Source organism: Streptomyces spongiae (genome assembly GCF_009377185.1).
GTDB lineage: Bacteria > Actinomycetota > Actinomycetes > Streptomycetales > Streptomycetaceae > Streptomyces > Streptomyces spongiae.
On the sequence record NZ_VJZC01000285.1, the window covers coordinates 1 to 12,432 of the forward strand.

At 68.1% G+C, this 12,432-nt stretch carries 8 protein-coding genes and 1 pseudogene; 3 read left to right on the top strand and 6 right to left on the bottom strand.

Features of this window, described 5'->3' with window-relative positions:
• Positions 1 to 239: 239 nt before the first annotated feature.
• Together FNH08_RS30195 and FNH08_RS30200 are read right to left on the bottom strand one after the other, a co-directional pair.
• A pseudogene (locus tag FNH08_RS30195) lies at positions 240 to 1,217 on the bottom strand (non-reducing end alpha-L-arabinofuranosidase family hydrolase); the annotation flags it as partial.
• Between the two features lie 252 nt (positions 1,218 to 1,469).
• Positions 1,470 to 2,849 (bottom strand): alpha-amylase, encoded by a 1,380-nt coding sequence (locus FNH08_RS30200; protein WP_152774704.1) that lies wholly within the window; start codon positions 2,847 to 2,849, stop codon positions 1,470 to 1,472.
• 299 nt (positions 2,850 to 3,148) lie between these two features.
• Between FNH08_RS30200 and FNH08_RS30205 the strand changes: the two genes are divergently transcribed.
• The gene (locus tag FNH08_RS30205) at positions 3,149 to 4,207 is read left to right on the top strand and encodes a M4 family metallopeptidase (protein WP_152774705.1); all 1,059 of its coding nucleotides are present in this window, start codon (positions 3,149 to 3,151) and stop codon (positions 4,205 to 4,207) included.
• A 438-nt stretch (positions 4,208 to 4,645) separates the two neighbouring features.
• On the opposite strand, the gene FNH08_RS30210 is transcribed toward FNH08_RS30205, so the two are convergent.
• The 4 genes from FNH08_RS30210 to FNH08_RS30225 form a co-directional block, all read right to left on the bottom strand.
• On the bottom strand, positions 4,646 to 6,322 hold the full coding sequence (locus FNH08_RS30210) for a glycoside hydrolase family 13 protein (RefSeq protein ID WP_152774706.1): 1,677 nt from the start codon (positions 6,320 to 6,322) through the stop codon (positions 4,646 to 4,648).
• A 163-nt stretch (positions 6,323 to 6,485) separates the two neighbouring features.
• On the bottom strand, positions 6,486 to 7,397 hold the full coding sequence (locus FNH08_RS30215; RefSeq protein ID WP_152774707.1) for a sugar ABC transporter permease: 912 nt from the start codon (positions 7,395 to 7,397) through the stop codon (positions 6,486 to 6,488).
• Between the two features lie 13 nt (positions 7,398 to 7,410).
• Entirely contained in the window at positions 7,411 to 8,415 is a 1,005-nt protein-coding gene (locus FNH08_RS30220; RefSeq protein WP_152774708.1) for a carbohydrate ABC transporter permease, read from the bottom strand.
• A gap of 111 nt (positions 8,416 to 8,526) precedes the next feature.
• On the bottom strand, positions 8,527 to 9,798 hold the full coding sequence (locus FNH08_RS30225) for an extracellular solute-binding protein (protein ID WP_152774709.1): 1,272 nt from the start codon (positions 9,796 to 9,798) through the stop codon (positions 8,527 to 8,529).
• Positions 9,799 to 10,198: 400 nt separating this feature from the next.
• Here FNH08_RS30225 and FNH08_RS30230 point away from each other — a divergent pair, with 400 nt between their 5' ends.
• Positions 10,199 to 11,233, top strand: coding sequence for a LacI family DNA-binding transcriptional regulator (locus FNH08_RS30230; RefSeq protein ID WP_322725760.1), 1,035 nt, complete (start codon positions 10,199 to 10,201; stop codon positions 11,231 to 11,233).
• A gap of 133 nt (positions 11,234 to 11,366) precedes the next feature.
• A partial coding sequence (locus tag FNH08_RS30235) for a phosphatase PAP2 family protein (protein ID WP_228034446.1) occupies positions 11,367 to 12,432 on the top strand: 1,066 nt, incomplete at its 3' end.

A 12,432-nucleotide genomic window follows, 5' to 3' on the forward strand; every position in this document is an offset into this window, starting at 1 on the left:
GTGTCGGCCCGGGCGGCGAGGGGCTGGACGAGTGCTGCGGCCAGCGCGGTCGCGGTGACCGCAGCGATTCGTCGGGCCTGGACTGTACGGCGCCCGTACGGCGCCGGCCATCTGGGTATCACTGACGTGGACTCCTTGCGATGACGGCTCTCGTGGGTCCGACCCCGCGTGACCGTATCGCCGCCGAAAGGCTTACAGCAAGAGTCCTGAAACCTTTGGAAAGAACTTTCAGCGGACGCTCAGCAGGTCGAGTTGGTCTGCGTGAGCAGGCCCAGCCGCCAGGGCAGGGTGTTGTAGGGGCCGGAGGCCGAGGGGCTCAGGCCCTGGTACAGGTACTGCAGGCGGCAGGGGTTGATGGTGAGGGTCTGGTCGGTGCCGCTGCGGACCATCTCGCCGTGGCTGATGTCCTGGGTCCAGGCCGTGCCGTCGAAGGTGACGTTGTTCGACCGTGCGAAGGGGTTGCTCTCGGTGTCGGCCAGCGGCGTCCACGTACCGGTGATGCTGTTCGACGTCCAGGACCGGAAGTACCGCTTGCCGTTGCTGCCGATCGCCTCGTTGAGCAGCAGATAGGTGTTGGATCCGCTGAGCTTGTAGACGTTGGCGGCCTCCCACAGGCGGTACTTGTTGGAGTCCTGCATCACCATGACCGTGTTGGTGAAGCCGTTCGGGAAGTTCGCCACGGAGGTCTGCGACCGGTACAGGTGGCCGTTGTCGTCGGAGGAGAACAGGTAGCAGTTGGCCGTGTCGCAGATGGTCCAGAAGTCGACCCAGTAGCCGTTGCCGATGTTCTGCCTGATGATGTCCGGCATCGCCGAGTAGAAGTTCTTCGGCGCGCTCCATGTCTCGGGCTTTCCGGGGTCGTCCGCCGTGGAGTACGACCCGCCGCTGCCGGTCTGGTAGACGAGGTACCACTTCCGCTGCGGGGCGAAGTAGAACACCTGGGGCGCCGCACGGTAGCCGGTGCCGATGTTGGGGTTGCGGTCGAGGTGGTACTGCGGCGCCGAGGCGGCCTGCGACCAGTCGCTGAAGCTCGTGTAGGTGAGGCTGTAGGAGCCGTTCGCGTTCGCGGTGCTGGCGTAGACGTGCCACTTGCCGTTGTGGAACACCACCGACGGGTCCTTGACCGCGGCGAGGTTGTGGGTCGAGTCCGACTTCGGGGAGATGAGCACGTTGCTCGACTTCCAAGTGAAGCCGGCCGGGAGGGCCGCCGCACTCTCGGCCTCGCTGTCGGCTCCGCCCGGCGCCGCGGACGACGGCGCCACCACCGCACCGAGCAGCAGGGCGAGCCCGCCGAGCAATACCCCCAGACGCCTTGTCACGCGCATCACGACTCCTATCGGTTGACGGTGTGGGAGCGCTCCCATATCTCGTGCCGGAACGTAAGGCGGCCCACCACGACCGTCAACCCCTCGCGTACCGCGCATTGTCAGCGGCAACAATGCGCGGTCGCGGGGAGAGGCGGAGCCTGCTCAGCAGCTCGACTTGCCCGAGTAGATCGCCAGGGCCGTGTTCGAGCCCAGCGTGGCCGTGAACTGGCCGGAGCCGTTGACCGTCACGGTCGTGTTGCTCTGCACGTCGCAGTACGTCCCCGCCGGCAGCGAGGTCTGGTAGGTCCGACTCAGGGAGCCGGAGTCGTGGTTGATGGCCACGAAGCCCTTGCCGCCCCTCCCGAAGGCGATGGCGTCGCCCCCGTTGTCCCACCAGTTGGTGACGGACTCCCCGCGCGTGGCGTTGCGGAAGGCGACCATGCGCAGGATCTCGGGCCAGGCGTGCTGGCACTTCCAGCCGTCCTGCCAACAGGCGTTGACCGTGCCCCCGTTGGGCGGACCGGCGTCCGTGTCGGAGAACTCGTACCCGGAGTTGATGTCGGGCGCGCCGTAGGGCCAGGCGAGCGTGAAGACGTTGGCGAGGGTGTAGTTGGCGCCGTCCTTGTAGCTGAGCGTGGAGCCGTTGCGCTCGGTGTCGTGGTTGTCGACGAAGACCCCGGCCACCGAGCTGTTCATGTAGCCCCAGCCCTCGCCGTAGTTCTTGAGGTAGGCGAGGTTCTCGTTGTTGAAGACGCGCTTGAGGTCGTACGCGTAACGGAACTCCTGGACGTCGCCGTTGCCCGTGTACTCCGTGGGCTGCACGGCCTCACCACTGCCGTAGATGACCTCTTGTTTCCAGTAGGCGTTCGGGTTGCTGAGCCGGGACTTGATGTTGGCGAGGTCGGCGGTGTCGATGTGCTTGGCCGCGTCGATGCGGAAGCCGTCGACGCCGTAGCCGAGCAGGCTGTTCATGTAGCCGGCGATCGCCGAGCGGACGTAGTCCTCGCCGGTGTCCAGGTCGGCGAGGCCGACGAGTTCGCAGTGCTGGACGTTCCAGCGGTCCTGGTAGTTGGTGATCTGGGAGGTGCAGTCGTCGAAGTCGTACGAGGAGTACAGGCCGGGGTAGGTGTACTTGCTGTACGAGGAGCCGCCCGTGCCGGTGCCGCTGCCCGCCGACATGTGGTTGATGACGGTGTCGACGACGACCTTCACGCCCGCCGCGTGACAGGTGTTCACCATGTTCTGGAACGCGGTCGCGTCACCGAGCCGTCCGGCGATCCTGTAGCTCACCGGCTGGTACGAGGTCCACCACTGGGAGCCCTGGATGTGCTCGGCGGGCGGCGAGACCTGGACGTAGCCGTAGCCGGCGGGGCCGAGGGTGTTGGTGCACTCCCTGGCGACCGAGTCGAACTTCCACTCGAAGAGGACGGCGGTGACGTCCTTGCTGCCGGGCGGGGACGCCTCGGCGACAGTCGGGGACATGACAAGTGCGGCCACGGCCGCCGCGAGGGCGAGGCCGCCGGAGAGGGTTCTGCTGGCCATGTGGGGGTCCTTCTTCATTGAAGGCGCCACGGGGAGTGGCGTTGAAGGTTCTTGCTGCAAACCGACTGAAATATTTCAGCCAAGCAGACGGTACGAGCCCGTTGTTCAACGGTCAACCCTCTGGGTGTTGTTGATCTGGGCGCTGTGGGTGCGGCCCGCGACCCGAGGCCGATCACCCCGTCGCCCCCGGGTGGCACACAGGGCCAGAGGGGTGATTGGCGCGGCGACGGACACCGCAACGGCAGGTGGCGGGGTAGCCCTGGGATGTCCCCCACACCCGGTCCGAAAGGTCCCGTCGCATGCGATGCCACCGTCACAGCGGTCCGAAGTGCCAGTTCGTCCCGCCCCACATCCTCGACCACATCGCGAAGGTCACGGGAGTCGACACCAGGGAGCCGCACCCGGCCACCCTGTCGGCGACCGCGAGCAAGCAGTTCCGCGACCGCAGGGCGCGGAGCATGATCGATCTCGCGACGTTGACGACTCCCCGGCCGGGGAAGTCCGACCGCGTCATTCATGACGCCCAGAACCAGTGGGACCTGACCTCGGCCCAGCAGATCCGCGGAGAGAGCGATCCCGCGGTCGGCACCCCCAAGAACGCGAACACGGCCTACGACCACGTCGGAGCGGTGCGCACGTTCTATGCCGAAGTCCTCGGTCGCGACAGCATCGACCACCGGGGCATGGACATCAACGTCTACGTCAATTTCGGCGTCGAATTCGACAACGCCTTCTGGGACGAGAAGAACATCGTTCTGGGAAACGGCGACGGAACGATCTTCACGGACTTCAGCAAGTCTCCTGACGTCCTGGGGCACGAGCTGACGCACGGCGTCGTGCAGTACACCGCGAAACTCGAGTACCAGGGCCAGTCCGGAGCCCTCAACGAGCACTTCGCCGACGTATTCGGGAGCCTCATGGAGCAGCACATGCGGAAGGAGGATGCCGGGACGGCCAACTGGCTCATCGGCGACGAAGTGATGGCCGAGGACCAGTACGGTGAGGCCCTCAGGTCGATGGCCCACCCCGGCACGGCCTTCGACAACCCCATCATGGGCAAGGACCCGCAGCCCGCGCACATGAGCGGCTACTTCCCGGGGCCGGAGGACAACCAGGGTGTGCACATCAACAGCGGCATCCCGAACCGCGCCTTCTACCTGGTGGCGATGGAGATCGGAACCACTCAGGCCGGCCTGATCTGGTACGCCGGGCTGCAGAACCTCTGGGCGACCGCGAAATTCGCCGACGCGGCCACGGTGCTCAGCGCACAGGCGCGCATTCTCGCCCGCGAGAACAAGGTGGCGCGGAATGCCGCGCAAACCGTGCGCTCGGCATTCCGGGACGTCGGAATCCACTGACCGACCCGCGGCGGGCAGGCACTCACGCGCGAGATCCGTCACCTTTTTGCATGTGGTGAAGATCCTCGGACCGAAATACCGGGTGTACGTGGTCCAATAGCAGGATTCACAGCCCCCGCGCCGAGGAACTGATCTTGCTCCCCGTTTCATCGCCGGATTCACCGCCCGCGTCCGGGTCCGTGACCGCCGCCCTCGACAACAACCACATCAGGATCCAGGCTGCCTGTTGGTCCTGCGGCAACCCGGTGAGAAAGCTCGTGCCGCGCGGGAGCCGGTCTCATCAGCACTTCCACTGGGGCTGCGACGCCTGCGACGTCACCTGGGAAGGGCCCGGTTCCCCGGCCCGGACCTGAGACCGTGGCGCGCCGTCGGCCCATCGTGCGGCCGGCCCTGACGGGCCGGCCGCAGACCGCTGGGAGACCCTTCCTCGCGGAACCCTCAGTCCGTCGTCCACCACACGGTCGTGTCCGCCGGCAGCTTCGCCTCCTGCTCCGCGACCGTCACCTCGCCGCTGGTGACGAGGACGCGGCCGTACGCGGGGATGCGGACCGCCTCTCCGGTGGTGTTCGCGACGCAGACGAACTCGCCGCGGCGGAAGGCGAGAACGCCCTCGGGGGCCTTGAGCCACTCCACCGAGTCGCCCGCGCCCAGGTCGGGCCGCTCGCGGCGTACGGCGAGCATGGTGCGGTACAGCTCCAGGGTGGAGTCCGGCGCCCCCGTCTGGGCCTCGACGCTCAGCTCGCCCCAGTCGGCGGGCTGCGGCAGCCACGAGCCACCCGCGCCGAAGCCGTACGACGAGCCCTCGCGCGTCCACGGGATCGGCACCCGGCAGCCGTCACGGAAGCCGTCCTGGCCCGCGCCCCGGAAGTACGCGGGGTCCTGGCGCACCTCGTCCGGCAGGTCCACCACGTCGGGCAGGCCCAGCTCCTCGCCCTGGTAGAGGTACGCCGAGCCGGGCAGGGCCAGCATCAGCAGGGTCGCCGCACGCGCCCTGCGCAGGCCCAGGTCGCGGTCGCCCGCCGAGCGGATCTGCGTGCCGAGGCCCGCCTCGTTGGCGAAGCGCGTGGCGTGGCGGGTGACGTCGTGGTTGGACAGCACCCAGGTGGCGGGGGCGCCGACCGGGCGCATCGCGTCCAGGGTGCGGTCGATCACCGAGCGGAGCTCGGCCGCGTCCCAATGGGTGCTCAGGTACTGGAAGTTGAACGCCTGGTGCAGCTCGTCCGGACGGACGTAGTTCGCCGTGCGCTCGATGGTCGGGGTCCATGACTCCGCCACGAAGATGCGCTCACCGGCGTACTCGTCCAGGACCAGCCGCCACTGGCGGTAGATCTCGTGCACACCGTCCTGGTCGAAGAACGGCATGACATCGTTGCCCAGAAGCCGCACCTGGTCGTGGGATCCCAGGTCGGGCAGCCCTTCCGCCTTCACCAGGCCGTGCGCGACGTCGATGCGGAAGCCGTCGACGCCCATGTCCAGCCAGAAGCGCAGGATCGAGCGGAACTCGTCGCCGACGGCCGGGTGGTCCCAGTTGAAGTCGGGCTGCTCGGGCGCGAAGAGATGCAGGTACCACTCCCCGTCCGGCACCCTCGTCCACGCCGGGCCGCCGAAGATCGACTCCCAGTCGTTCGGCGGCAGCTCGCCCTTCGCGCCCTTGCCCGGGCGGAAGTGGTAGCGGTCGCGCAGGGGCGAACCCGCTCCCTCGGCCACCGCCCGCTTGAACCACTCGTGCTGGTCGGAGGAGTGGTTGGGGACCAGGTCGACGATGATCCTCAGGCCCAGCGCGTGGGCGTCGCGGATCAGGGCGTCGGCGTCGAGGAGGTTGCCGAACATGGGGTCCACGGCGCGGTAGTCCGCCACGTCGTAGCCGGCGTCGGCCTGCGGGGAGGAGTAGAAGGGGGACAGCCAGACGGCGTCCACGCCCAGGTCACGCAGGTATGGCAGGCGGGAGCGCACGCCCTCCAGGTCGCCCATGCCGTCGCCGTCGCTGTCGGCGAAGCTGCGCGGGTACACCTGGTAGATCACCGCGTCGCGCCACCAGTCGCGGTGTCCGGCGACGGTGGCGAGGGCCGTCGTCGCAGAGGGGGCCGGGGACGGATCGGCGGAGTGCTGGCTCATGGCGTCCTTGGTGCGTAAGAGGGATCGGACGAGGGTTCGGGTTCGGTTTCGGGTCATCGATGTCTCGGGTCGGATGACGAAGGCGGCCGCGGTGCTGCGGGGTCGGATCGGCACCGCGGCCGCCACCCGCGCGGCGGGCGCGCGGGAGTCCGGGGAGCGGGCGTCAGCCCTTCGTGCCGCCCGCCGTCAGTCCGGTCACCAGGTTCTTCTGCACGAGGTAGAAGAACACCGAGACGGGGACGGCGATCAGCACGGCGGTCGCCGCCATGTACTGGCGCTGTGCGTCGTGCTCACTGACGAAGCTCTGCAGACCGACGGCGAAGGTGTACTTCGTGTCGGACAGCATGAACGTCGAGGCGAAGGCGACCTCGCCGAACGCGGTGATGAAGCTGTAGAACGCGGCGACCGCCAGGCCCGGTTTGGCCAGCGGAAGGATCAGCCGCGCGAACGTGCCGAAGGGGGTCAGCCCGTCGACGCGTCCCGCCTCGTCGATCTCGAACGGGATCGTGTCGAAGTACCCCTTGAGGAGCCAGGCACAGTACGGCACGGCCGTCGAGCAGTAGACGAGGACGAGGCCAAGGTAACTGTCGATGAGCTGGAGTTCCGACAGAATCTGGTACATCGGCACGATGAGTACGGCTATCGGGAACATCTGGGTCACCAGCAGCACCCACATGAACTTCTTGTAGCCAGGGAAGCGCATCCGCGAGACCGCGTAACCGGTCGTCGCGGCGACCATGACGCCGATGACCGTGGTGCCGAGCGAGACGACGAGCGTGCTCTTCAGCCAGTCGAAGAAGTCCGTCTCCCGCAGCACGAAGACGTAGTTGTCGAACGTCATCTTCCCGAGGATGCCCCCGGGGTGCAGATAGTCGTCCTTGTCCGGGCCGAGGGACAGGAAGACCAGCCAGGCGACCGGGAAGAGCGCGATGAGGCTCGCGACGACGAGGACGCCGTGCGTGGCGAGCGAGGCGCCGGGACTCTTCTCACCGCGGCGGCGCACCTTGCGGGGCGCGGCGGTGGAAGGTGTCTGGTCCGCCGCCGCGGAGGAGGTCAGCTGGGTGGTGGTGCTCATGGGGACTCCTGCCTCAGATCGCGGGCTGCGGCTCGTTGCGGTTCAGCCAGCGGCGGTAGACGGCGGTGAAGACGACCAGGATGGAGAGGAGCAGGATGCCGTAGGCCGCCGACTGCGCGAAGTCACGCGGCTGCTGGCCGAAGCCCAGGTGGTACGCCCAGGTCACGAGGATGTCGGCGTCGGGGGCGGTGTTGCCGAACAGCAGGAAGATGATCGCGAACTGGTTGAAGGTCCAGATCACGCCGAGCAGGACGACGGTGGAGCTGACCGACCTCAGGCCCGGCAGGGTGACGTACCGGAACCGCTGCCAGGCGCTCGCGCCGTCCATCTCGGCGGCCTCGTACAGGGACGCGTCGATGGACTGCAGTCCGCCGAGCAGCGAGACCATCATGAACGGGACACCGCACCAGGTGTTGACCATGATCGCGGCGAACCGCTGCCAGAAGGTGTCCTCCAGCCACAGGGGTGCCGGCAGGTGGAGCGCGTCGAGGGCCGAGTTGATGACGCCGCTGTCGGCGAGCATGAAGCGCCAGCCGAAGACGGTGACGAAGGTGGGCACGGCCCAGGGCAGGACCAGGAGGAGGCGGTAGAGGGTCCGCCCGCGGATCTTCTGGTTGAGCAGCAGCGCGAGGCCGAGGCCGATGCAGTAGTGGAGTGCCACGCAGGCGGCCGTCCAGACGATCGTCCAGATGAAGTGCGACCAGAAGCGGTCGTACGCGGTGTCGCCCCACAGGATGTCGGCGTAGTTGTCGAGGCCGATGAACTGGTAGGTGGCCTCGATGTGGTTGACGCCGATGGTGCGGGCCGAGTTGAGGCTGTCGGCGTCGGTGAGTGACAGGTAGACGCCGTACACCAGGGGATAGATCACGAGGACGCCGAGGACGACGGCCACGGGGGCGATCATGGCGTACGCGTACCAGTACTTCTGGTACCCGTGCTTCAGACGCGTCAGCGGGCCGGTGCGCGGCGCCCGCTCACCGCGGCGCTTGCCGGTCGCGCGGTCGATGACGACTGTCATGGTTCGACAACCTTCGTGAGGATCTGCGGATCAGGGGGCTGAGCCTGGGCACAGGCCGGTGGCCGTCGCGTCTGTCCCCCGGATACAGGCAGACGCGACGGCCACTCGGAGTCACTTGCTGAAGTCCGGGACCAGCTTCGCGATGGCGGTCTCGCCGTTGCTCAGGCCCTTGTCGAGGGACTCCTTGCCGCCGGCGATCTGGTTCAGCTCGGTGTCGAGCGGGGTCCACAGGGAGCTGTACTCGGGCAGGGCCGGGCGCGGCTGGGCGGAGGAGAGGACGGCCTGGTAGCCGGCGATGCCCGGGTCTGCCTTGACCTCGGCGGTGTAGGCGTCGTCGCGCGTCGGCAGCGTGGAGTTCTTCAGGGCGATGGTCTCCTGGGACTTCGCCGAGGTCATGAACTTCACGAACTTCAGCGCGGCCGCCTGGTGGGCCTTGTCCGAGCCCGCGTAGACGGCGAGGTTGTGGCCGCCGGTCGGGGCGCCCGCCTTGCCGGTGGAGCCGGCCGGGACGGTGGCGATGCCGAGGTTGGCCTTGTCCTTGAAGGCCGAGCCCTTGTAGAAGTTGGTGATCTCCCAGGGTCCCTGGATGATCACGGCGACCTTGCCGCTGACGAACGCCTCCTGGATGTGGGCGTAGGCGTCGGCGGTGGTGTCGGCCTTGTGCAGTCCCTTGCCGTCGAAGAGACCCAGCCAGGTCTCGTAGCCCTTCTTGGCGGCGGGCGAGGTGACGGTGATCTTCTTGGCGGCGGCGTCGACGGTGTCGCTGCCCTCGCCGTAGAGGAAGGTCTGGGCGTAGTAGGCCTGGGTGGAGCCCCAGTAGCCGTCGACGCCCGTCTTGCTCTTGATCGTGGCGGCGGCCTTCTTCAGGTCGTCCCAGGTCTTGGGGGCTTCCTTGATGCCGGCCTTCGCGAAGAGGGCCTTGTTGTAGACGAGCGCGAGGGTGTCGGTGGTGAACGGGACACCGTAGGTCTTGCCGTCGTACTGGGCCTGCTTGATCAGGTTGGGCTGGAACTTGCTCTCGTCGGCGAGGGCCTCTGTGCCGTCCAGCGGCAGGAAGAAGCTCTTCTTGGCGAAGGCGGGCGTCCAGCCGACATCGGAGCGCAGTACGTCGGGGGCGCCCTTGGAGCCGGCGGCCGTGTCGAACTTGTTCTGCGACTGGTCGAAGGGGACGTTGACGTACTTGACCTTGATGTCCTTGTTGGCCTTCTCGAACTCCTGGACAAGGGCCTTGTACGTCGGCGCCTCATTGGTGGCGTTGGAGGTGTCCCACCAGGTGATGGTGACCGGACCGCCGGCGTTGTCGCCGCTGTCGCTTCCGCCGCAGGCCGTCGCCGCGAGGGCGAGGGACGCCACCAGCGCGGTGGCCGCTGTGCCACGCCGCATGAGTTCTCCTTGAGGGTGAGGTCCCCCAGCTCGAGTGACATCGAGTGGGGGAGGCCGCCGGGCGACGTGAACGTAACAGCGTTGCAATCGTTGCGAAAGACCTTGCAGAAAAAAAGTGCAAGAGACAGCGAGAGTTACCTGTGCGTGACCTGCGGTCGACCGCCGCGAGATCGGGTTCTGCGCGATCAGTGGACCCTCGGACGCTTGTGCAAGGAGCTGCAAGCACTTGCCATACGTTTCCGGGGCGGGGATCATCCGTTGCGGACCGGACACCGACCGACCCCGATCAGAATCACGAGGGACCGCGATGACGCAGCAGCCCGCATCGGGCCGCACCCCCGCCCGCACCCGCCGCCGGGCCGGTGGGCAAGCGGAGACCCGGCCGGTACAGTCCGGTGCTGTGACCACACGGCTTGCCGACATCGCAGCCCAAGCGGGGGTCAGCGAGGCGACTGTCAGCCGCGTCCTGAACGGGAAGCCGGGCGTCGCGGCGACCACCCGCGAGTCCGTACTGGCCGCGCTCGACGTGCTGGGCTACGAGCGTCCCGTACGGCTGCGGCAGCGCAGCGCGGGTCTGGTGGGCCTGATCACCCCGGAGCTGGAGAACCCGATATTCCCGGCCCTGGCCCAGGTCATCGGCCAGGCGCTGACCCGGCAGGGCTACACCCCGGTGCTGGCCACGCAGACCCCTGGCGGCTCCACCGAGGACGAGCTGACGGAGATGCTGGTGGACCGCGGGGTCGCCGGCATCATCTACGTCTCGGGGCTGCACGCGGACACGAACGCCGACATGCAGCGCTACGAGCAGCTGCGCGCCCAGGGCGTGCCCTTCGTCCTCGTGGACGGTTTCTCGCCGAAGGTCCAGGCCCCCTTCATCTCGCCGGACGACCGCGCGGCCATGACGCTCGCGGTCACCCATCTCGTCTCCCTCGGCCACACCCGCATAGGCCTCGCCCTCGGTCCTAAGCGTTTCGTGCCGGTGCAGCGCAAGATCGAGGGCTTCGTGCGCACGATGCAGGACCAGCTGGGCCTGCCGGCGGAGGCCGTCGAGACGGAGCTGGTCCAGCACTCGCTGTACACCCTGGAGGGCGGCCAGGCGGCGGCGACCGCGCTCATCGACCGGGACTGCACGGCGGTGGTGTGCGCGAGCGACATGATGGCGCTGGGCGCGATCAGGGCGGCGCGGCAGCGGGGCCTGGAGGTGCCGCGGAAGGTCTCGGTCGTGGGCTTCGACGACTCGCCCCTGATCGCCTTCACGGACCCGCCCCTGACCACGATCCGCAAGCCGGTCCCGGCCATGGGCCAGGCCGCCGTCCGCACGCTCCTGGAGGAGATCGGCGGGACACCGGCACCCCACAGTGAGTTCGTGTTCATGCCGGAGCTGGTGGTGCGTGGTTCGACCGCTTCGGCCCCTGGGGACCGGTCTCGTCCGTAGGTCGGAGACCAGAGGATCCGCACCGGTACCCGGGCACTGGACGTCCACGTCTGTCTACTACCGACAACGTGCGTCCCGGACCCAACCGGGGGATGATCTGGAGGGGAAGTCTTTTCTGGCAGACTCTGTGCCCATGGGTGACACGACCGTGACGACACTGGGTGGCCGGGAGTCGGCCGCTCCACCCTCCGTCGCGGAAGAGACGGCGGGACGGGGCCGTCTGCGCCGTTTGCGCACCCCTCGGCGCCCCCGCTTCTGGTTCGAGATCCTGCTGATCGCGGTCAGCTACTGGACGTACTCACTGATCCGCAACGCGGTGCCCGAGCAGAGGCACGAGGCCCTCGCCAACGCCGACTGGCTGTGGAAGGTGGAACAGCACCTCGGGATCGCGGTCGAGGACTCGGTGAACCACGCCGTGAACGCGGTGGAGTGGCTGGTCGTGGGCATGAACTACTACTACGCGACCCTGCACTTCATCGTGACCCTCGGCGTCCTGGTCTGGCTCTACCGCCGCCACCCCGGTCGCTACGCGGCCACGCGTCTGGTGCTCTTCGCGACGACGGCCGTGGCGCTGGTGGGCTACTACTTCTACCCACTGGCCCCGCCCCGCCTGATGACGGGCGGCGGCTTCGTCGACACAGTGCTGGTCCACGAGACCTGGGGCTCGATGGCCTCCGGGGACCTGAAACACATGTCGAACCAGTACGCCGCGATGCCCTCCATGCACATCGGCTGGTCCGTGTGGTGCGGCCTGACGATCTTCGCGCTCTCCTCCGTGCCGTGGGCCCGCGTGCTGGGCCTTCTGTACCCGGCGGCGACCCTCGTGGTCATCGTCGCCACGGCCAACCACTTCTGGCTCGACGCGGTGGGCGGCCTGATCTGCCTCGCCTTCGGCTACGCGGTGGCCCGCCTCTGGTACGGGGTGTTGCCGTACTCGCTCCCGCGCACGCCTCCGGCGGCTCAGGGGGTCTCGTCTGCCGGGTCCCGTCGTTGGCCGGCTGCGGTCCCGTCGTGGCTGGTCGCGCAGTTCCCCGCGCCCCTTAAGAGCACGGGCGCACCCGACGACGAGAAGGCACCGACGCCCCCACCGGCCCGCAGCCGCGTACGCACCGCAGGGGGTGTGCCGGGGGGTGTCCGCCCGCAGCGGCCGGCGTCCGCCACCGAGCCCCTCACACCCCCACAGACCCGCCGGACCGAGG